Origin of the sequence: Clostridium sp. 19966 (assembly GCF_032335695.1) — a bacterium.
Classification (GTDB): domain Bacteria; phylum Bacillota; class Clostridia; order Clostridiales; family Clostridiaceae; genus JACTOJ01.
Genome location: NZ_JACTOJ010000019.1, coordinates 75,809 through 96,706, shown reverse-complemented (window position 1 = coordinate 96,706; position 20,898 = coordinate 75,809). Strand labels below are relative to the sequence as shown.

21 protein-coding genes are annotated in these 20,898 nt (G+C 33.4%); 16 read left to right on the top strand and 5 right to left on the bottom strand.

The window, feature by feature from the left end:
- Positions 1-5: 5 nt before the first annotated feature.
- Both IAI10_RS17895 and IAI10_RS17890 read right to left on the bottom strand, forming a co-directional pair.
- On the bottom strand, positions 6-386 hold the full coding sequence (locus IAI10_RS17895) for a DUF4363 family protein (protein WP_315674674.1): 381 nt from the start codon (positions 384-386) through the stop codon (positions 6-8).
- Positions 383-1,087 carry a DUF421 domain-containing protein gene (locus tag IAI10_RS17890; RefSeq protein ID WP_315674673.1) on the bottom strand — a complete coding sequence of 235 codons (705 nt, stop codon included), beginning with the start codon at positions 1,085-1,087 and terminating at the stop codon, positions 383-385. The genes IAI10_RS17895 and IAI10_RS17890 overlap by 4 nt, the downstream gene beginning before the upstream one ends.
- A 296-nt stretch (positions 1,088-1,383) precedes the next feature.
- Between IAI10_RS17890 and IAI10_RS17885 the strand changes: the two genes are divergently transcribed.
- The 4 genes from IAI10_RS17885 to IAI10_RS17870 all read left to right on the top strand — a co-directional run bounded on the left by IAI10_RS17885 (position 1,384) and on the right by IAI10_RS17870 (position 5,102).
- Entirely contained in the window at positions 1,384-3,042 is a 1,659-nt protein-coding gene (locus tag IAI10_RS17885; protein WP_315674672.1) for a nucleoside kinase, read from the top strand.
- A 21-nt stretch (positions 3,043-3,063) separates the two neighbouring features.
- Entirely contained in the window at positions 3,064-3,741 is a 678-nt protein-coding gene (gene sdaAB, locus IAI10_RS17880; protein ID WP_315674671.1) for an L-serine ammonia-lyase, iron-sulfur-dependent subunit beta, read from the top strand.
- Positions 3,742-3,819: 78 nt separating this feature from the next.
- Positions 3,820-4,704, top strand: coding sequence for an L-serine ammonia-lyase, iron-sulfur-dependent, subunit alpha (gene sdaAA / locus IAI10_RS17875; RefSeq protein WP_315674670.1), 885 nt, complete (start codon positions 3,820-3,822; stop codon positions 4,702-4,704).
- Positions 4,705-4,772: 68 nt separating this feature from the next.
- Positions 4,773-5,102, top strand: a complete 330-nt coding sequence (locus IAI10_RS17870) for a hypothetical protein (protein ID WP_315674669.1) — start codon at positions 4,773-4,775, stop codon at positions 5,100-5,102.
- 139 nt (positions 5,103-5,241) lie between these two features.
- On the opposite strand, the gene pssA is transcribed toward IAI10_RS17870, so the two are convergent.
- The gene (pssA, locus tag IAI10_RS17865; RefSeq protein WP_315674668.1) at positions 5,242-5,751 is read right to left on the bottom strand and encodes a CDP-diacylglycerol--serine O-phosphatidyltransferase; all 510 of its coding nucleotides are present in this window, start codon (positions 5,749-5,751) and stop codon (positions 5,242-5,244) included.
- 219 nt (positions 5,752-5,970) lie between these two features.
- Between pssA and IAI10_RS17860 the strand changes: the two genes are divergently transcribed.
- The 3 genes from IAI10_RS17860 (at position 5,971) to IAI10_RS17850 (ending at position 8,211) form a co-directional block, all read left to right on the top strand.
- The gene (locus IAI10_RS17860) at positions 5,971-6,642 is read left to right on the top strand and encodes a TVP38/TMEM64 family protein (protein WP_315674667.1); all 672 of its coding nucleotides are present in this window, start codon (positions 5,971-5,973) and stop codon (positions 6,640-6,642) included.
- A gap of 49 nt (positions 6,643-6,691) precedes the next feature.
- On the top strand, positions 6,692-7,123 hold the full coding sequence (locus IAI10_RS17855) for a CBS domain-containing protein (RefSeq protein WP_315674666.1): 432 nt from the start codon (positions 6,692-6,694) through the stop codon (positions 7,121-7,123).
- 206 nt (positions 7,124-7,329) lie between these two features.
- Positions 7,330-8,211 (top strand): YegS/Rv2252/BmrU family lipid kinase, encoded by an 882-nt coding sequence (locus tag IAI10_RS17850; protein ID WP_315674665.1) that lies wholly within the window; start codon positions 7,330-7,332, stop codon positions 8,209-8,211.
- A gap of 65 nt (positions 8,212-8,276) precedes the next feature.
- Here the strand turns inward: IAI10_RS17850 and IAI10_RS17845 are convergent, their stop codons facing one another.
- On the bottom strand, positions 8,277-10,115 hold the full coding sequence (locus IAI10_RS17845; RefSeq protein ID WP_315674664.1) for a YgiQ family radical SAM protein: 1,839 nt from the start codon (positions 10,113-10,115) through the stop codon (positions 8,277-8,279).
- A 500-nt stretch (positions 10,116-10,615) separates the two neighbouring features.
- Here IAI10_RS17845 and IAI10_RS17840 point away from each other — a divergent pair, with 500 nt between their 5' ends.
- The 5 genes from IAI10_RS17840 (at position 10,616) to IAI10_RS17820 (ending at position 15,572) form a co-directional block, all read left to right on the top strand.
- Positions 10,616-11,869, top strand: a complete 1,254-nt coding sequence (locus tag IAI10_RS17840) for a magnesium transporter MgtE N-terminal domain-containing protein (RefSeq protein WP_315674663.1) — start codon at positions 10,616-10,618, stop codon at positions 11,867-11,869.
- A 140-nt stretch (positions 11,870-12,009) separates the two neighbouring features.
- On the top strand, positions 12,010-12,699 hold the full coding sequence (gene sleB / locus IAI10_RS17835; protein ID WP_315674662.1) for a spore cortex-lytic enzyme: 690 nt from the start codon (positions 12,010-12,012) through the stop codon (positions 12,697-12,699).
- Positions 12,700-13,140: 441 nt separating this feature from the next.
- A complete protein-coding gene (gene epsC / locus IAI10_RS17830) occupies positions 13,141-13,725 on the top strand; it encodes a serine O-acetyltransferase EpsC (protein ID WP_315674661.1) in 585 nt (194 codons plus the stop codon).
- A 31-nt stretch (positions 13,726-13,756) separates the two neighbouring features.
- On the top strand, positions 13,757-14,761 hold the full coding sequence (gene queG, locus IAI10_RS17825; RefSeq protein WP_315674685.1) for a tRNA epoxyqueuosine(34) reductase QueG: 1,005 nt from the start codon (positions 13,757-13,759) through the stop codon (positions 14,759-14,761).
- A 106-nt stretch (positions 14,762-14,867) separates the two neighbouring features.
- A complete protein-coding gene (locus tag IAI10_RS17820) occupies positions 14,868-15,572 on the top strand; it encodes a lysophospholipid acyltransferase family protein (RefSeq protein ID WP_315674660.1) in 705 nt (234 codons plus the stop codon).
- Positions 15,573-15,632: 60 nt separating this feature from the next.
- Here the strand turns inward: IAI10_RS17820 and IAI10_RS17815 are convergent, their stop codons facing one another.
- Positions 15,633-16,481, bottom strand: coding sequence for an AraC family transcriptional regulator (locus IAI10_RS17815; RefSeq protein WP_315674659.1), 849 nt, complete (start codon positions 16,479-16,481; stop codon positions 15,633-15,635).
- A gap of 250 nt (positions 16,482-16,731) precedes the next feature.
- Between IAI10_RS17815 and nth the strand changes: the two genes are divergently transcribed.
- From nth to IAI10_RS17795, 4 genes are all read left to right on the top strand, one after another.
- On the top strand, positions 16,732-17,358 hold the full coding sequence (gene nth / locus IAI10_RS17810; protein ID WP_315674658.1) for an endonuclease III: 627 nt from the start codon (positions 16,732-16,734) through the stop codon (positions 17,356-17,358).
- A gap of 215 nt (positions 17,359-17,573) precedes the next feature.
- Positions 17,574-18,803, top strand: a complete 1,230-nt coding sequence (locus IAI10_RS17805; RefSeq protein ID WP_315674657.1) for an Nramp family divalent metal transporter — start codon at positions 17,574-17,576, stop codon at positions 18,801-18,803.
- Between the two features lie 337 nt (positions 18,804-19,140).
- Positions 19,141-19,758: a TrkA C-terminal domain-containing protein gene (locus IAI10_RS17800; protein WP_315674656.1), complete on the top strand. Its 618-nt coding sequence runs from the start codon at positions 19,141-19,143 to the stop codon at positions 19,756-19,758.
- Positions 19,759-19,956: 198 nt separating this feature from the next.
- Positions 19,957-20,898 carry a MoxR family ATPase gene (locus IAI10_RS17795; protein WP_315674655.1) on the top strand — a complete coding sequence of 314 codons (942 nt, stop codon included), beginning with the start codon at positions 19,957-19,959 and terminating at the stop codon, positions 20,896-20,898.

Genomic DNA, 20,898 nt, shown 5'->3' with positions numbered 1-20,898 from the left:
ACGCTTTAAAATATATTTTGAATGGTTATTTTTTGCAGACTTTTTAAACTATCCAGGTAAAACTTTATAGCATGGTCTGAAGCCAGGGATTCTTCCTTGTTTTTACACTTCACATATTGTGTTAATTTCATTATTTCATTATTCAGGTTATCAATCTCAGAGTGATTAATAAAAATGGGCATGATAGTATACTGCTTTTCCCATTGATCGTATAGGTCATTTGAGAGAGTATAGGCTTCATCCCATTTTTCATCGTTAAGAAGATTTTCAAGCTTATCCGCGTTGGTTTCTAATTTAGAGCAAGTGGTATTTAAATATCTTATAGAAAAACTCATGGCTATAATTATCACTACAAAAATGCATAATGATATAAATACATTTTTCATATATCTATCTCCCCTACATTGTACTTTCTTTCGTTATATTTCTGAATAAAAATATTGTTATCACTATCCAATATAGCTACGAACACTTCCGATACTTCTTTTATTTTTTCCTTTGCTAATTGGCTTTTAAGCCATTTAACATCTCGATTTATCAATGTGAGATTTTCATAATTAATCTTACCCTCCAGAATTAACACAGCAGGAAAGGTCTTCTGAGAAGGCTTAATGTTTAAATCTCGTTTCACAGGAGGTTCTGCAGGACTTTTGGGCACTATAGATAATTCACCATTAGTTTCCAATATTCCATATTCAATATCCTGAATGCTGAAATAACCTTTAATTCGCATTTCCTCCAACAAATCATTAACAGTGAACAGCTGATTTTTCATCTCCTCTTTTACTAGCTTACCTTTGCATATGATTATGCTTGGTTTACCATCTATTAATATTCGAAATTTTTGACTTTTAATTTCCAAAAAGGAAATCATTACTTCAATTACAAGCAATGTTACGATAGGAATTATCCCGTGGATAAGAGGTATTCTGGTATCCTGCATTGGCAGTGAGGCTAGTTCTGAAACCATTATAGCCACAACTAATTCATAGGGCTGCAGCTGCCCTATCTGCCGCTTACCCATTATTCTTAGAGAAAACATAACCATTGCAAATAATAAAATAGTACGAATTAAAATAATAAACATATTATCACCACTTACATAAAATAATATAGGATATGTAAAATAAGAAAATGAAAAAAATTATTACTTATTTAAAATATATCCGTAAAATATTGTTTCATTAATTTAAAATTTAAATACATAAACTTATTAAGTATATTTTTTCTCAAAAATCAAAAATTATGAATAGTATAAGTTATAGAAAATTTTGTATAATTAAAGTATAATAAGTCTATGTTTTAAGATAGTGTTTAGATTGATTTAAATAAGAACTCAAAAATAAAATTTGTAGAATTTTTAATTGGAAAGGCAGGTGCACTATGGAGAATATTAATTTAATAATTAAAAATGGCAATACATTGGTTGTCCCTAAGGGAACACCCTTGAAGGAAGTAGTTAAACTTTGCGGGTTTAACGGGAAATTGTCTTGTATAATGTTGAAAATAGATGATAAATACACAGAAATCAATGGGGCTTTAGAGAGTGGAGGAGTCATTGAACCTGTATATATAAATGATAGAAGAGGTTTAAAAACCTATGAGAGAACTCTGCAGTATATACTTATAAAGGCGGTTTATGATTTATTTCCGAAGGCTAAGGTTACTATGGAACATAGCCTTGGAAATGGTATTTTCGGAGAAATTCATAAGCAGGAAGCCTTGGATTCTGAAGATATATTAAAAATAAAAGAAAGAATGCAGCAGATTGTCAATCAGAATATTACTATCAATAAAATCTATGTTTCCAGAGAAAAGGCCATAGAGGTTTTTACAGATTACAATATGGAGGATAAAGTAAGGCTCCTTAAGCACATGGATATAGATAGGCTTAAGCTTTATGAGCTGGATGGAAGATATGACTATTTCTATGGACCTATGGCACCATCCACGGGAATAATAAATTTATTTGATTTAGTATATTATGAGCCAGGATTTTTGCTGAGACTTCCTTCGGAAAAATCTCCTTTAGAAATAGCTGAATTTGTTGAACAAAAGAAGCTTTCCAGAATATTTTATGAAACTGAGACATGGGGAAATATATTGGGAGTAGCAGATGTGGGCTCTTTGAATGATAAAGTGGAGAATAAGGACATAATAAATATAATAAGAGTAGCAGAGGCTCTTCATGAGAAGAAAATAGCTAATATAGCAGATATGATATCTGATAGAAAAGAGACAAAATTAGTGTTGATTGCAGGACCATCCTCCTCTGGAAAGACTACCTTTTCAAAGAGGCTTGGAATACAGCTTAGAGTAAATGGCTTGATGCCGGTTCCCATATCTTTAGATGACTATTTTGTAGGAAGAGAATTCACTCCCAAAGATGAAAATGGAGAATATGATTTTGAATCCATATATGCTTTAGATTTAGAGCTTTTCAATAAAGATTTAAATGATTTGATGAAAGGCAAGGAGGTTGAAATTCCAAGCTTTAATTTCAAAACAGGGGAAAGGGAATGGACTGGGCATAGGCTTAAGCTTCCTGATAATGGCATCATAGTGGTGGAAGGAATACATGGACTAAATGATATGCTAACCTCAACGGTTCCAAGGGAGAATAAATTTAAAATATATATAAGCGCTCTCACCCAGCTTAATTTAGATGATCATAACAGAATTTCTACAACGGATGTAAGAATTATTAGAAGAATAGTAAGGGATTTTTTATCGCGAGGCTATGGAGGAGAACAAACTCTTAACATGTGGCCTTCCATAAGAAGAGGAGAGGAAAAAAATATATTTGTATTTCAGGAACAAGCGGATGCTATGTTCAATTCCACTCTTGTATATGAATTATGTGTTTTGAAGCGATTTGCCATAGAGGAACTTAAAAAGATAAAAAATGATAGTCCCGTATATTATGAGGCAACAAAACTGATAAGCTTTCTTAGCTTCTTTAAGGATGTAGATACAGAATTGGTACCGGAAAATTCCTTATTAAGAGAGTTTATAGGAGGCAGCTGTTTTTATAAATACTAGAGATGGGGAAGGATGAATGAATTGAAAAATTACAGCGTTTTTGACATACTTGGGCCGATAATGATAGGACCTTCCAGCTCACATACTGCAGGGGCTGCAAGATTGGGAAAGATAGCAGGAATAATAGCGGGAGGCGATATCGTTAAAGCTAAATTCCTTCTTTATGGATCCTTCGCAAAGACTTACAAGGGTCATGGAACAGATAAAGCTTTAGTGGCAGGAATTTTAGGAATGGATCCTTGGGATGAAAGACTTAGGGATTCTATAAGTATAGCTAAGGAAAAAAATATAGAAATTTATTTTCAGGAAGAGAATGAAGAAGCTTGCCATCCTAACACTGTAAAATTTGTTATTACTAGAAAAGATGGTAAAATAACAGAAGTAGAAGGCTCATCCATTGGAGGAGGCAACATAGTAGTCAACTCCATAGATGGGGATCAAGTCCAATTTACAGGTGAATATCCCACATTAATTGTAAGGCATAAGGATGTACCTGGAGTTGTATCGAAGGTAACTACATTGCTTTATAATGCAAATGTGAATATTGCTTTTATGAAGGTTTTTAGAACAGATAAAGGTCAAAGAGCCACTATGGTCTTCGAGCTAGATAACAATATAAGCAGTGACATATATGATGAGATGCAGAATATACCGCACATTTCTAGCGTAAGAGTTATAAATTCTTTAAGGAGCTATTAGTTTAAGACAGATAAAAATAATAAAAAATAGCAGCTATGAGTTAAACATAGTTTGACGAAATATGAAGGAGAGAGTTTAGTGTTCGCATCAACAGGAGAAGAATTATTAGAGATATGTAAGACAGAGAATATTTTAATTTATGAATATGCTATTAAAGCAGAGCAGGAGAATGGCTATAGCAGAGAAAACATAATAAGCCGAATGAGAGAAAATTTAAAAGTCATGCAGGAATCAGCAAGCTATGGACTTTACAATGAAACTAAATCCGTAAGCGGCATGATAGGAGGGGAAGCTTTAAAGCTTAATAGATATATAGAAACAGGCAGTTCCATAGTTGGAAGTACTTTGTTAATAGCTATGGCAAGAGCTCTTTCCTGTTCTGAGGTTAATGCATCTATGGGAAAAATAGTAGCAGCGCCTACTGCTGGTTCTTGCGGCATAATACCTGCTGCAATAATTACTACCGCAGAGAAATTTCATAAGACAGAAGAGGATATGATAAATTCTCTTTTTACAGCTTCAGCCTTAGGAGCTATTATTGCTCAAAATGCTACTCTAGCTGGTGCAGAGGGAGGATGTCAGGCTGAATGCGGCTCAGCAGCTGCTATGGCAGCAGGTGCTGTTGTAGAAATGATGGGTGGCACTCCAGAGCAGTCTTTATCAGCAGCAGCTATAGCACTTCAAAACATAATGGGACTGATTTGTGATCCTATAGCCGGTCTAGTGGAATGTCCCTGTGCTAATAGAAATGCATCCGGTGTAGTAAATGCACTATCTTCTGCGGAAATGGTGCTTAGCGGAATACATAGTTTAGTGCCCTTTGACGAAACGGTAAGTGCTATGTATAAGGTAGGAAGAGCTATGCCTGAGACTCTTAGGGAAACAGGACTGGGAGGTATAGCAGCCACATCTACTGGAATAAAGTTGAAAAAATCAATATTTAAAGTAGATTCCTCTAAATAAAAAATTGGAATAGAAACCTTGATTTAATAATATAATTTTTTGATAATACTATGTGATATGGTGATTTTTTGGGACACAGAAAGGTTATTGAAAATTATTATACCGATATTAGTAATTTAGCAGATCTTTTAACGAAACTTGTGAATTCATATAGATTGCTTATTGGAGGAGCTAATGAGCTTAATGGCATTGCTCTTGCCAGCAAAAAAGATATTAAAGCCGCCATAAAACGATCACATGAGCTAGGTGAGATTATAGATAATTTATTAGTTATATTGAAAGAATCTAGTAGCGGTTATATAGATTATTGCGACTTAAAGTCACAAGTTATGAAAAGTCAGATGCAATTTCAATATATTAAGAATGAAATCGATAATGAATTAAAGCTGCAGGATTAGTAGAATAGGCTATGTTTTAAAAAATGCTGATAAAGGCTTTGGCTACATAGAATAAAAAGATAGCTGATTTACAGCAGAGATACAAAGTAAAAAGCTTTATGCCCTAGGGCATAAAGCTAAATGTTTTTATATACAAGTCTTATACTTTTTTTATTCTTAATTTACTAACCATCAAATAAGATAAGGCAACCATAAGTATAACTGGCAAAGCAAAGTTTGAAGGGTTTTTTATAGTTATTAATGCGAAAAAAGCCATAAAGGTTCCGGCTATAGTGATTGGTATCCCCATAAATACACCATCAAAGCTAGTACAATTGTATCTAGCCAACCTGTATGCTCCAGCAATAGGAAACATAAGCACTAGAATATATCCTAATGGTCCAAGCGGTTCGAAATACATAGAATAAATCAGAATAGCGGGTGCTACTCCAAATGAAACAAGGTCTGCTAATGAATCTAATTCTTTTCCTATCTCACTGGAAACCTGTAGAAATCTAGCAACTCTTCCATCATATCTATCCATAACGCCAGCTAAAAGAATAAGTATTCCAGCCCAATAAAAACATTTTCCTGAAGACGCTAGTATAGATAACAGTCCGCAGGCAAGATTACCTAAAGTAAAGATATTAGGTATAGATTTTTTTATCATAGCATAATCACCCCAAAATAAATTATAAGTCCCTACCATAGTATATTATAACCTAAAAATAGTATATATCAAGCTGTCAAGTTATAATTTATATTATACAACAAATTTTGAAAAAAATTAATAGCATAATTAACTTTTTGTGGATTAATATAAATGAAAATGTTATTATAGCATAAGGGATAAGAATATATAAATATAAAATGTATTTGGTGAGGTCGTATGAAAAAAGATATTTTTAAAGTAAATGCTTCTAATATCATTAAGATATTGCTTCTAGTACTTTTCGTAATTTTTTTAGCATACATGCTTATCGTTCATAAACATAAGCCTTTAGGCTTTAATCTTCATCATATAAGAAGATATCTTATGCATTTCGGAAAATTTACAGTATTAGCTATATTGATAATATATATGGTAAAACCTGTAGGCTTTATATTACCTACTTCAGCTATAGCTATTGCTACCGGCGGAATATATGGCGTATTTCTCGGAACAGTTATCAGTCTAGTTGGATGCTTTTTATCAAGCACCGTGGCTTTTTATATTTCCAGATTTTTAGGAAAAGGTTTTGTTGAAAAATTTACAAAAGGAAAAGCTCTGCAACTTGAAGATAACATAGAAAAACACGGCTTTAAAATAATGTTCTTTATGAGGCTCAGTATAATATTTCCCTTTGATGCACTAAGTTATGCAGCGGGATTGTCAAAAATTAAATATAAAGATTTCATACTTGGAACAGTAATAGGAGTTATTCCTGAAATGATATCCTATTCCTCTGCGGGAAAGCATTTGGACAACCCAATTTCACTGCAATTTATATTGCCATTTATTATAATTATCTTATTTGCAATGCTGTTTTCCATGGTGACTAAAAAAAGCAAAAAATTTTAATAATAAAAAATATATCACCTGAGCATAATAAAATATGGAGGTGATAGTTTTGAAGATAAGAGATGTTATGACAAAGGATATAGCTAGTATAGAAACTAATGATGACCTGCAAAAGGCTGCCAGTCTCATGGAACAGCATAATGTTGGATCCATACCAGTATGCGAACAGGGAAGAGTGGTTGGTATAATCACAGACAGAGATATTGCACTTCGTTCCGTAGCAAAAGGCAGTGATACAAAAAATGTTTCTGTTAGAAGTGTAATGTCCTCAAATCCAGCTACGGTTAATCCTGATGCTGATGTAAATGATGCAGTTAGGATAATGAGCGAGAGACAGATAAGACGATTGCCTGTAGTAGAAAACAATACTCTTGTTGGAATGGTAGCTCTTGGTGATATTGCTCTAGAACCAGCTCTAAAAAATAATGCAGAAACAGCATTAAAGAATATATCGGAGCCTTGCAGTCCAACGATTCAGTAGATATTTAGTATAAATGATGTGGAATTTATATGGATGCATATAAATTCCACATTTTAAATTAAGTCTTGTGGACAGACTCTTTTTAGTGATATAATTTACATATCTTGCATAAAATGTTGGTGGATACTTTATTAAAAAGACCTTCATTTGGAAATGATATGTTTTAAAATATATACTACAAAAAAATTACTATCGGGAGAGTTAAAATGAAGAAAGTAAAATTTATCTATAACCCATACTCAGGAGAAAACGCTATAATTACAGATATAGATAAAGTTATAATGATTCATCAAAAATATGGATATACAGTTGTTCTGCATAGAATAACTATAGATTGTGACATAAAAGATGCTTTTTGGGATATGGATTATGAATATGATTATGTGCTAATAGCCGGGGGAGACGGAACTGTAGATAGCGTAGTAAATTCCATGAAAGAATTAAATATAGATTTGCCTATAGGAATACTGCCTGTTGGTACAGCAAATGATTTTGCTAAATTTATTCAGATGCCCCAGGATGTTGAGGATGCCTGCGAAAAAATTTTAAATAGCAGTCCTAGGTCTTTGGATATAGGCAAAATAAATGATAAGCATTTTATAAATGTGGCTAGTACTGGACTGTTTACCGATGTGTCCCAAAAAACTGATGTAAATTTAAAAAATACTATAGGGAAATTGGCCTATTATATAAAAGGCATAGAGCAGCTTCCAAGCTTTAGAAGCCTTAAAATAAAGGTGAATTCTAAGGAATTCAATTTTGAGGGAGATATGTATCTCATGTTGGTTTTCAATGGGCAGACCGCTGGAAACCTGAAGCTTGCATATAAATCTGAGATAGATGATGGCATGCTCGATGTTATAATAATAAAAGCTTCTATGATAAAAGATATAGTAGCACTTTTCATAAAAATGATTAAGGGAGATCATTTAGAGGGAAGTAATGCTCTAATATATTTTAAAACCTCTAAATTACATATTGAATGCTATGAAAATATAGTTACAGACATAGACGGAGAAAGAGGACCGGATTTTCCGTTGACTATAGAATGCATAAAAGGCGGCATTAAGGTGCTTGGAATAGAGTAAAGAGTTTAAGTAAGAAGTAAAAATGAATGACTATTACTTTTTACCTCTTACTTCTTAATTGGAATTTACCTCTTACCTCTTACCTTATTTGAAGATTTTCTTGGAGGCATATCAGAAATCAGGCAATTTCTACCCTTGCCTATTAGGTCTGCTCTTCCAGCTTTTATTAAGGCTTTTTTCACTAAGTCGTAATTCTTAGGATTAGAAAACTGCAAAAGTGCTCTTTGCATTTCTTTTTCTTCCTGAGTCTTTGGTACATAAACTTTTTCTCCTGTAAGAGGATTTATGCCAGTATAATACATTGTGGTAGAAAGACTTCCTGGAGTAGGGTAAAAATCCTGCACTTGTTCTGGCATATATCCCATATCCTTTATATACAAGGCAAGCTCTATGGCTGCCTTTAAGTCAGAACCAGGGTGGCTTGACATAAGATATGGAACTAGGTACTGCTTCATTTTCAATTTTGAATTTATATCAGAATATTTCTGAACAAATTTGTTATATACTTCTTTTGATGGTTTTCCCATTTGTTTAAGCACAGCATTGCTTACATGCTCAGGTGCCACTTTAAGCTGGCCGCTTATATGATATTTGCAAAGCTCCTTAAAGAAAGTATCATTTTTATCGTAGATTAAGTAATCATACCGTATTCCAGAACGTACAAATACTTTCTTAACTCCATCTATTTTTCTTACCCTTCTTAAAAGCTCCAAGTATTCTGAATGATCTATAATCAGATTTTTACAAGGTCCTGGATATAAACATTCTCTATGCTTACAGGCTCCATGCTGTTCTTGCACCTTGCAGGCTCTATGTCTGAAATTAGCAGTAGGGCCTCCTACATCGTGAATATAACCTTTAAAATCCTCAAATTTTGTAAGCAGTGTTGCTTCATCCACTACTGAATCTGCGCTTCTGTTTTGTATTATTCTTCCTTGATGGAAAGTGATGGCGCAAAAGGAGCAGGAGCCGTAGCAGCCTCTATGGCTGGTAACGGAAAACTTAACTTCCTTAATAGCAGGAATTCCGCCATCCTTTTCGTAGATAGGGTGGCACTGTCTTACATATGGAATTTTATAGTACACATCCATTTCTTCTACAGAAAGTGGAAGCTGAGGAGGATTTTGAACTACATACTCCGTACCATGCTGTTGTATAAGAGTTTTTCCTCGTATAGGATCCTGCTCTTGGTGTTCAATTTTATAGCTTTCAGCATAAGCTTTTTTACTTTCACATACTTCTTCGTAGGGAGGAAGCTCTATAAAATCCTTTAAATCAGTTATATCCTTCGTTATGTATACAGAACCTCTTATATCTGTAACCTTTGAAATATTTTTACCGTATCTAAGCATGTTTGCCACCTGTACAATAGTTTTTTCACCCATCCCATACAAAAGCAAATCAGCTCTGGAATCCATTATGACACTTCTTCGTATCTTGTCGTCCCAATAATCATAATGAGCAAAGCGTCTAAGGCTTCCCTCTATTCCACCGACTACTATAGGTATATCCTTATAAGCTTCTCTTATTTTATTGCAATATACTATTAAGGCTCTATCAGGTCTGTATCCGCCTTTTCCTCCAGGTGAATACAAATCATCATGTCGCCTTTTTTTGGCTGCAGTAAAATGATTAACCATAGAATCTATGTTTCCGGGACTTACAAGAAAAGCTAGCTTAGGTTTGCCAAGTCTCATGAAATCTTCAGTGGTTCTCCAGTTTGGCTGAGGTATTATTCCTACGGTGAAGCCTTCTGATTCTAATACTCTTCCTATAACTGCTGCAGCGAAGGAAGGATGATCCACATAAGCATCACCGCTAACTAAAACAAAATCTAATTCTTCTATATTTCTTTCTTTTAAATCTTTTTTGCTTATTGGCAAAAAGTTTTTCGCTATGTTCATTCGACATTTCCTTCCAAGTGGTATTTTGCCAACTGAATGTAGTTTTAAATCAGCATTGATTTAAAACATAGGCAATCAATATAATCATTATAGATTATTACAAAATATATAGCAACAATTCATAACAGCGAGAATAAGGAGGAGATATACACATTAAAAAATAGTAAATGGGCTCTATTAAGGAATAAGTCTTAAATTTAATTAAATATCATTGAAAATTAGAAAATATGGTTGCATTTTGTTATAAAAGGAATATAATAAAAGTGTAATAAGATGTAAGCTAAACAAATTATGAGTTTAGTTTTCTGAAAATAAAAGGTGGTGTATTTTTTTATGGAGGCTGGCCCTCAAAGTCACAGTTGTAACTTTAAACAAATTGAATATCAAGAGGGATATTTAGGTGCGGAAAATTTAAAAGATATATTTTACGTGCTTAGTTTTTGTGTCTTCATGAATTAAGATTTCAAATATTCCTCTTGATACAAGAAGGAGGAATATTTATGAATAGAGTAAACAGTGTATTTCTAAGTTCCATTCTTCACAAAAAAGTCTACGATGAATTTGATGAAAGCATAGGCAAACTTTGGGATATTTATGTAACAACGGAAGAGGGATATCCAAGAGCTATAGGCTATAAAGTGAAGAAGGACGGAGAAATTTTAAACTATGAGTTCAGAAATATAGTTTTTTTGGACGATGACAATGGGAAAATACTTATAAAGGTTAGAGGTGTAAAAGATATAATACCAAGAACCTTTTCCTATCTGCTTTCAAAAAACTTACTGGATAAGCAAATAGTAGATGTAAATGGAAAGAAAGTAGTAAGAGTAAATGACTTGAAAATGGCAGAGATAGCAGTAGTAGCTGTGGACAGCGGGGCTATAGCTCTTGGAAGAAGACTTGGGGTAGAAGGACCTGTAAAAAGCTTTTTTAAGGCTTTTAAGAGAAATCCCGCAGATTCTATGATAATGTGGGATAATGTTGAGTCTTTGGAAATGGTGAATGATAATTTAAAAATTTCTGTACCATATAAAAAGCTTTCTAAGCTTAAGCCTGCAGACCTTGCGGACATATTAGAGGATATGGATTCTGAAAACAGAACGAAAATCTTCCAAAGCTTGGACGAAAATCTAGCAGCGGATACACTGGAAGAGATAGAACCAGAAATACAGGCAGATCTTTTAGCTAATCTAAGTGAAGAAAAGGCTAGTGTAGTGCTTGAAGCTATGCCTAATGATGAAATTGCGGATATCTTAGATGAAGTGGATGAAGAAACCGCCGAGAAGTTTCTGGCCAGCATGGAGAAAGACGATGCTGACGAAGTAAGAGAGCTTATGGGATATGAAGAAGAGACTGTAGGAAGCATAATGAATAGGGATTATATTTCCTTTAACTTTAATATAACTGTAACAGAAACTATAGAGCTTTTGAGAGAACTGAAACCTGATGACGAAGTTATGTATTATATTTATATAACGGATGAGACTGGCAAGCTTCAAGGAGTTGTTTCCCTTAGAGATATTATAATTTCTGATGGAAATTCAATGCTTAAAGATATAATGGATAAAGAGCCTGTAAAAGTAAAAATAGAAGATGCCATTGATGATGTAATTGACCTCTCTATGAAGTATGATTTGCTTTCTCTGCCAGTAATAGATGAGGAAGAAATACTAAGCGGAATAGTAATTATTCATGATATCATTGATGAATATGTTATAAATAGTAAGAAAAAGAAATTTAAAAAGGTAGTATAGATAATATACTCTAAATAAAAAAGCAAACGACGAAATTATGCCGTTTGCTTTTTTATTTTACCCTGGAAGAAGATGAATTAATTTCCTGTATTTTTTTAAAATCTATAAGCAAAATAAATGCAGGAAGGGGTGAGAAAAATATGAAATTAAAAAAGCAGATAGCAGTGTATTTAGCAGTAATGGTGTTCACATATGCGCTTTATGATTTTTTAATAACGCCGTACATAGGTGAAGTAATGGCAGTAACCTATAGATGGGGAGCTACGGGAAGTACTGTGACGGAAATACAAACCAGATTAAAAAGATGGGGATACTACACAGGAAGTGTAGATGGAAAGTATGGTTATGGAACCTATACTGCTGTGAAAAAATTTCAACAAAAGAATGGGTTAACCGCAGATGGAGTTGCTGGTGATGCTACATTAAAAGCTTTAGGAATAAATGTGGCTCAGAAAACTACAGGAACAAGTACGGCCAGCAATCAAAATTTAACTCTGCTTTCAAGGCTTATAAATGGAGAGGCCAGAGGAGAGCCTTATCAAGGGCAAGTGGCTGTAGGAGCAGTAATAATGAACAGAGTGAGAGATCCTAGATTTCCCAATACTGTTGCAGGCGTCATCTATCAGCCAGGAGCCTTTACCGCCATTGTGGACGGTCAAATTAATGTAAAGATAGAACAGAGCTCAATAAATGCAGCAAGAGATGCACTAAATGGATGGGACCCTTCAGGAGGAGCGGTATTCTATTATAATCCAGCTAAAACCACTAATAAATGGATTTGGTCAAGACCAGTAATAAAAGTAATAGGAAGTCATAGATTTTGCAAATAGTACAACTAATTTAATGAAAGTGGTAGTTGACAAAAATAATAAATAGAATATAATAAAATTATAAATCATAGTAATTAACTCGGAAATACATTGAAGAAGGAAAGTAGCATTATGTATCTGAACAGAGAGGAAACAACTAGCTGAGAGTTTCTGCAGTGTTGTAATGTGAAGTGCCCTTTGGAGTAGTTTTCTGAAAGATGATGATTGTTAAAGCAGTATTTAATGATTGCATTTAGTAGGAATTAACGGAATCACCCGTTACAGTGATAGAGTATATAAATATAGTTATGTACTTGAAGTTTTATTATTCTATGTATAGGGTGGAATAGCGAAGCGAAGCTTCGTCTCTAGGAGAGACGAAGTTTATTTTTTGATAAATGTATACCTTACTAGGGTATGCGGATACTTAAAACCTGTAAATTTAGGAAGAGGGGTAATAAAGTGTTTAGAAATTTAAGATATGATATAGAAAATGTAAAAAAGAATGATCCAGCGGCAAGAACTTCCTTAGAAGTATTGCTATTGTATCCGTCAATGTATGCGCTGAATTTTTATAGAATATCTCATGCCTTCTACAAAATAAAACTATTTTTTATAGCGAGGTTAATTTCCCAGATAGCAAGATTTTTAACAGGTATAGAAATTCATCCTGGTGCTAAAATAGGCAGAGGACTTTTTATAGATCATGGCATGGGGGTAGTGATAGGTGAAACTGCCGAAATAGGAAACAATGTAACTATATATCATGGAGTTACCTTAGGCGGTACAGGAAAAGAAAAGGGAAAAAGGCATCCTACCGTTGGAAACAATGTATTTATAGGAGCAGGAGCTAAAATATTAGGCCCTGTTTTAATAGGAGATAATGTTAAAATAGGAGCTAATTCAGTAGTGCTTACAGATGTGCCAGCTCAATCTACAGCAGTGGGGGTACCAGCCAGAATAATTGCAAAAAAGCCCAAAACCATAATAGAAATAAGTGATTACCAAGGTAAAAAAAGGACTATATATAATGAAATGACAATATAAAGAGTGGTTTAAAGTGAGTCTTTAGGAGCTTATAAATATGAAAGAAAAAATAATTGATTACTGTAAATCCTTAGGTTTAGATACAATAGGTTTTACTAAATGCAGAGTCTTTGAAGAACTTACACCTATGTATCAATATAGGATAGATAATAATTTAATCAATGAATTTGAAGAGAGGGATATAGAAAAAAGAATAAATCCCTTTCTTCATTTTTCGGAAGGAAAAACTATAATTTCAATAGCTTTTCCATATTATAGTGATACGGATTATAAGCTGGGAAAGGGATTCTCTATATATACTATGGGACAAGATTATCACTGCGTGGTTAATCAGTATCTAAGTAAGATATGCGAATTTATAATGGAAAATGGAGGTGTATGCAAAGCTTTCGTAGACAGCAATCCTCTTCCTGAAAGGTATATTGCTTATTTATGCAACCTAGGGTTTATAGGAAAAAATAATATGCTTATAACTAAAAAATATGGATCCTTTGTTTTCTTGGGAGAAATCATAATGGATTTGCCCCTTGATATTCAGGAAGAGAATAATAGAGCTTACGATAAAATGATTAAATATGAAGAATGCGGAAGCTGTGAGAATTGCTTAAAGAAGTGTCCCACTAAAGCTATAAATATGCATAAAAAAAATCCTAATATATGTCTATCCTATATAACTCAAAAAAAGGATTTAGAGGATAAGTTTTTTAATCTTATGGGGCAAAGACTTTTTGGATGTGATACCTGCCAATTTGCATGTCCATATAATAAAGATGTTAGTACCTCTCCAATTAAAGAATTTAAACCACTAGAGCATATGGTAAATGTTGATATAGAAGAATTGATGAATATTGATAATGCTATATTCAAAGAAAAGTATAAGCTTACCTCCTGTGGATGGAGAGGGAAGAATATACTTCAAAGAAATGCATTAATCTATGTAACCAATAGTGGGCATAAAATAACTGATTTGAAAGAAATAAAATCACCTTATATCAAGGATTATTACAATAGACTTTTAAAGCAGCAGGAATTATAATTAATAGGTATGGTAATGTAAATACAACGAAATCTTATATAAAATTCTGCTAGGAAAAATATTGAGCAGCATAGGATATTTTTTTATATGAAAGGTGGAAGGAGTTATGTTACCTCCTATAGCAGCAAAGATCATCAGCAAATTGCCTAAAGGGGCAAGCAAGTTTGTGTGCAAAAGTATAGCGGATTATTATTTATCTAAATATGCAAGTATCAAAATTAATGGAATGGAGAACCTAAGCAATGTGGAAGCTCCTGTCATATTTGTAGGAAACCATCTTAGCAATTCTGACGGACTTATTTTATCAAAGGTATTAAAAAATCAGGATGTAAGCTTTGTGGCAGGTATAAAACTAAGTAATGATCCAGTTACAAACATAGGCATAAATGTAGTTAAAACTATTAATATAAAGCCTAACACTGCGGATAAGGAAGCACTTACTAAAATTATAGATACTATAAAAAAAGAAAAAAAGAATATTTTTATATTTCCTGAAGGGACTAGAAGCAGATCTGGTGAAATGATAGAAGCTAAAAAGGGAATTATATTAATTGCAAAAATTACTAAGGTATCAATAGTTCCTATAGGAGTAAGCGGAAGTGAAAAACTGCTTCCTATAGATAAAGAAGGAAATATGGCCAGAGAAAAATTTCAATCGGCAGAGGTAAGGGTAAATATAGGTAAACCTATTAAGCTGGTTGAAAAAAATAAGGATGAAGATAGGCACGAATACGAAAAAAGAGCTTTATATGAGCTTATGCATTCCATTGCACTGCTCCTTCCAGAGGAGTATAGAGGAGTGTATAAATAATTATTGCTTATAAAGTACATAAAAAGCAAAGAGGCTCTATGGGGCTCTTTGCTTTTTTTACTAACTGGCTTTATATTTTACGCAAGATGGAGGATATCCATAATGCTTCTTAAAGAGCTTGCTAAAATGATAAGCATCCTCATAACCTACTGCCTTTGCAGCTTCTTTTATTGTAAGATTGCCCTTGGTTAAAAATTCCTTAGCTCTAGAAAGTCTTATCTTTATAAGATAATTAATAGGAGATTCTCCGGTTTCTTCCTTAAAGAGCTTTGATATATATGCTGGACTAAGATACATATTTTTGGATATAATCTCTAAAGACAAATCTTCAGCATAATTAGTGGTTATGAATTCTGTTATAGCATTTACTATAGTGGCTTTATCATAGGACTCAAAATTTATGCAGCCCATTTCACGCACGGTTTCTCTTTGAGAAGTAGCTCTAAGCAGTATAACCAAAAGGCGCATTCCTAAGGTCTTTAATATTAATTCAGAACCGCAGTCATTTTTATTTTGCTCTGATAATATATCTCTGAAGCATTTCATTAGTTCCTTGTCGTACTTGGTAGAAGGAATTACTGGTGTGGTTTTATCAGATATTATAAAGTTCCTTGGTAAATCGTATACTCTAAAATTTTGAAAACCAGCATGAAATTCCACTAAGGTACCTTCAGAGGATATTATCTTCCCATGAGGAACATGAGGATTAAGAGCTAAAATATCACCTTTTTTTACTTTGTATGGAATATCATTTATAATATAGTCACAGTTTCCGGCTATTATGTATATCACGGACATATAATCGTGACTATGTATTTCCAATCCTCTATTGGGAAAGTATTTTTTTTCAAAAGTGTAAAGTATCTTTGGGTTGAAATTATCCACGTCAATTCCAAAATTACAACACATATGATCCCCCCTAAACACAAGTAATTGCAATATTTTAACATAAATTAAGACGCAATATATTTAATAATATGCACATACTTTCATATTATGTTTTATTAAATTACTATAGAGTCATTATATAATAATTTAAGAGGTTAATCAAAACGAAATCATAAATAATTTAAAATTTACACATAGTTCAAAACTTTTTTGTGTAATATCATAAAATTAATATATTCAATCTGTAAAAAATAATAGTAGGAGAAAAATTATGAATAAAAAGAATGCAAAAGAAATATTAGATAAACTATATGAAATGTACCCGGATGCCGAATGTGAACTTAACTATACAACTCCCTTTGAACTTTTAATAGCAACAGTTTTATCAGCTCAAACCACTGATAAAAAGGTGAATCAGGTGACAGAAAGCCTATTTAAAGTCTGCAATACCCCTGAGGGCTTTTTAAAGCTCACTCAAGGAGAGCTGGAGGGATATATAAAGCAAATAGGACTCTATAAAAATAAATCTAAGAATATTTTAAGTCTGTGCAAATCCCTTGTAGATGATTTTAATGGTGAGGTGCCTCGAAATCATGAGGAGCTTATGAAACTTGCAGGTGTAGGAAGAAAGACTGCTAATGTAGTACTTAGCAATGCCTTTGGTGTGCCAGCTTTAGCGGTAGATACTCATGTGTTTAGAGTTTCCAACAGGATAGGGCTTGCAAAGAGCAAGGATGTGGAAGGAACGGAGCAGCAGCTTATGAAGCTCATACCTAAGGATCAATGGATAAAAGCTCATCATACTCTCATATTTCATGGAAGATATCTATGCAAAGCTATGAAGCCGGGCTGCGATAATTGTCCTATAGCTCCTTTATGCAAATTTAACATTGGATAAGAGATAATTCATTGACTCTTTACTATAAAGGGAGTATATTAATGTAGGAATATTAAAGGCTTTTAGGTATAAGCTGTAGAATGGAGATGAATAGTATGGATGCAGACCCTAGTCATTTATGTAACAATAACTACAATTTAAAAAAACACGGGGTCTATAGGATGCATTTATGCTATCAATATCTTATTGCCCCGTAATAACAGAGGGGGAATACTATGAAGAAAAAAAATAAAAGCAAGCTTCTTATTATATTGGGTATCATAGGACCTGGTTTAATTACTGTAAACGCAGGCAATGATGCTGGCGGAATAACTACTTATGCTACAGTTGGAGCTTCCTATGGCTATAAAATGCTTTGGGGACTTCTCATAATAACTTTTAGCTTGGCCATAATTCAAGAAATGAATGCAAGAATGGCAGTAGTTACCGGCAAGGGACTTTCTGATTTAATAAGAGAGCAATATGGAGTTAAAGTTTCCTTTTTTGCTATAGTTGTACTTTTTATAGCGAATTTAGGAGTATGTATAGGTGACTTTGCAGGTATAGCTGCAGGTCTTGAGCTCTTTGGCGTAAATAGATACATATCTGTACCTATTTCAGCAGTAGTAATATGGCTGGTGGTTACCAAAGGCTCCTACAAAAAGACAGAAAAAATATTTTTAGCATTTACTTTCGTATTTTTTGCATACATATTTACTACTTTTAAAGAAAATCCAAATTGGCATGAAGTTGTTAAAGCTACCTTTACACCATATTTAAGCTTTGATAAGGCCTTTATCATAACTTTTATAGGAATGATTGGCACTACTATAACTCCTTACATGCAATTTTATCTGCAATCAGCTATAGTGGATAAACGACTCACTGTAAAAGAGCTTAAATATGAGAAACTGGACGTATATTTAGGAGCTATTTGGGGAGATTTGGTTTCATTTTTTATAATTGTAGGAACGGCCATGGCTTTATATAAGCATGGTATAATAATTGAGGACGCTAAGCAGGCAGCGTTAGCATTAAAACCTATAGCTGGAAATTATGCCACCATTCTTTTTGGAGCTGGACTTCTTGGAGCTTCAGTTCTTGCGGCAACTATAATTCCTTTATCTACCACCTATGCTATCTGTGAATTTTTTGGGGTAGAAAGAGGAATGGATAATAGTTTTAACGATGCACCTGCATTTTATATAATATTTACGCTTATGATCGGAGTCAGTGCTGTAATAATATTGATTCCTCATATTTCTCTTATTGGAATGATGCTGGTATCTCAGCAGCTAGCAGGAATATTAAGTCCTATAATATTGATATTCATGGCTTTGCTTTCTAATAATAAAGATATCATGGGGAAATATACAAATGGTAAAACGCAAAATACTATCATTTGGATTACTATTATGTTTATAGTTGTGCTTTCTATAGCATTTGTAATTTCATCATTTGTTTAGGCTATGTTTTAAAAGGATGTTAATAAAGGCGTTTTTCGTCTAGCATGGTTTCTTTCAGAACCCATGTAAGAAACTCTAAGGGCTGCTTTGTTATAATTGGCTACCAATTTTATTGCGCCCTCCATGGCGCTAAAATTGCTTTGCCCGTCCTGGGCAAAATTACGCCAATTATAAGTCGCAATCCCTAAGAGTTTCTAGAACTTAAACGATAATATCAACATTTTAAAACATAGCCTACCGAACTGAAGGAAGTTTTAACTCAGTGTAAAAATCAACACTGAGTTAAAACAGAGCCTTTGTTTAGAAGGCTATTTTATTTGATTGAGGTATGAAGACTATGAAAAAAGAAGGGGAACCCATTTATAAAAAGATTGCTTTAGATATTGCAAACAAAATAGTTAGAGGAGAAATAAAGGTAAATGATAAGATTAGCGGCAGATCCATGCTTGCTAGTATGTACAAAGTTTCTCCTGAAACAGTAAGAAGAGCAATAGCACTTTTAAAGGAGATGGGAGTGGTTACTGCTAATGTAGGCAGCGGCATAGAAGTGCTTTCTATATCTGCAGCAGAAAAATTTATACAAAAGAATAAAAGCAATGAATATGTAAGCACTATGGTAGAAAACATATACTCAATAATACAGAAAAGAAGGGAATTAGACAAGGAATTAGAGCAAAACTTTACCAATGTGTTAGAGTTTGTAGGAAGATTTAAGAATATAACTCCTTTCGTATTAGTAGAGGTAATTGTAAAGAGTGACTCTAGGTTTATTGGAAAATCAATAAACGAAGTTAAGTTTTGGCAAAATACACGTGCTACTATAATAGCTTATAGAAGAAAGGAAGAGATAGTCATATCTCCTGGGCCTAATTATAAATTCCTTGGTGAAGATGCTATAGTAGTGATAGGCAAAGAAGATGTGTATGACAAGGTAAATTCCTTTTTAAATGGATAATATAATGATTATTGTGATATAGAGAAGAGCAGAGTTCTATTTGGAAGTCTGCTCTTATTTTTATAAATCTTTATTGTAAAAATTAAGTAAATATTTATACGTGCTTTCTTAAATTGGAAAATCATGATATAATCATAGGTAAAGCTTAGAATATTCAAAAAATTATGTTTATAGGCTAAAGAAAAGGAGTTTATTAGAATGGTTGAGGCAAAAGAATTTATCGAAAAAATAGTAGAGAACGTAGATAAGGTAATGATAGGTAAAAAAAGAGAAATTTTAAATATATTAAAGGGAATAATAGCTGGTGGGCATATACTAATTGAGGACGTGCCTGGTGTGGGAAAGACCACTATGATAAAAGCTATATCTAAAACTTTAGACCTATCTTATAGCAGAATTCAATTTACACCGGATCTTCTCCCTTCAGATATAATAGGTGTATCTATATTCAATCAGCGGGAAATGGAATTTCAATTCAAGAAGGGTCCTATATTTGCAAACATTGTATTAGCAGATGAAATCAACAGAACGTCTCCCAAAACCCAATCGGCGCTTTTAGAGGTCATGGAAGAAAATCAGGTTTCAGAAGGCAATAATACCTTCCAATTGGATAAGCCTTTTTTTGTATTTGCAACTCAAAACCCTATAGAATATGAAGGTACCTTTAATCTTCCAGAAGCTCAATTGGATAGATTTATGATGAAATTATCCATAGGTTATCCAGATAAGCAGTCAGAAAAAAAGGTACTTCAGATATATAAAAACAGCCAGCCTTTGCAAGAAATTGAACCAGTAGTTTCAGGAGAACAGATCTTATGGCTTCAGCAAAAGGCTAGAGAGATAATAGTAAGTGATCCTATAAATGAGTACATAATAGACATAGCTGAAGCTACAAGAAAAAATAACTTGGTAGTAATGGGTATGAGCACCAGAGCGGCATTGGCACTATTAAGGGTAAGCCAGGCTACTGCACTTATAGCGGGAAGAACCTATGTAATTCCGGAAGACATTAAGGAAAACGCAGTACTTGTGCTTTCTCATAGATTGATTCCATCCTCAGAAGCTAGATCCAGAAATATAAAAAGTGAAACTATAATAGATCAGATACTAAAAAGCGTTCCAGTACCTAAGGTGAAATAG

Bases quoted from the DNA above. Each gene is read 5' to 3' on its own strand.
- IAI10_RS17895 (WP_315674674.1), bottom strand. From the start codon at position 386: ATGAAAAATGTATTTATATCATTATGCATTTTTGTAGTGATAATTATA.
- IAI10_RS17890 (WP_315674673.1), bottom strand. From the start codon at position 1,087: ATGTTTATTATTTTAATTCGTACTATTTTATTATTTGCAATGGTTATG.
- IAI10_RS17885 (WP_315674672.1), top strand. From the start codon at position 1,384: ATGGAGAATATTAATTTAATAATTAAAAATGGCAATACATTGGTTGTC.
- pssA (WP_315674668.1), bottom strand. From the start codon at position 5,751: ATGATAAAAAAATCTATACCTAATATCTTTACTTTAGGTAATCTTGCC.
- IAI10_RS17860 (WP_315674667.1), top strand. From the start codon at position 5,971: ATGAAAAAAGATATTTTTAAAGTAAATGCTTCTAATATCATTAAGATA.
- IAI10_RS17850 (WP_315674665.1), top strand. From the start codon at position 7,330: ATGAAGAAAGTAAAATTTATCTATAACCCATACTCAGGAGAAAACGCT.
- IAI10_RS17845 (WP_315674664.1), bottom strand. From the start codon at position 10,115: ATGAACATAGCGAAAAACTTTTTGCCAATAAGCAAAAAAGATTTAAAA.
- IAI10_RS17840 (WP_315674663.1), top strand. From the start codon at position 10,616: ATGAATAGAGTAAACAGTGTATTTCTAAGTTCCATTCTTCACAAAAAA.
- sleB (WP_315674662.1), top strand. From the start codon at position 12,010: ATGAAATTAAAAAAGCAGATAGCAGTGTATTTAGCAGTAATGGTGTTC.
- IAI10_RS17820 (WP_315674660.1), top strand. From the start codon at position 14,868: ATGTTACCTCCTATAGCAGCAAAGATCATCAGCAAATTGCCTAAAGGG.
- IAI10_RS17815 (WP_315674659.1), bottom strand. From the start codon at position 16,481: ATGTGTTGTAATTTTGGAATTGACGTGGATAATTTCAACCCAAAGATA.
- nth (WP_315674658.1), top strand. From the start codon at position 16,732: ATGAATAAAAAGAATGCAAAAGAAATATTAGATAAACTATATGAAATG.
- IAI10_RS17805 (WP_315674657.1), top strand. From the start codon at position 17,574: ATGAAGAAAAAAAATAAAAGCAAGCTTCTTATTATATTGGGTATCATA.
- IAI10_RS17800 (WP_315674656.1), top strand. From the start codon at position 19,141: ATGAAAAAAGAAGGGGAACCCATTTATAAAAAGATTGCTTTAGATATT.
- IAI10_RS17795 (WP_315674655.1), top strand. From the start codon at position 19,957: ATGGTTGAGGCAAAAGAATTTATCGAAAAAATAGTAGAGAACGTAGAT.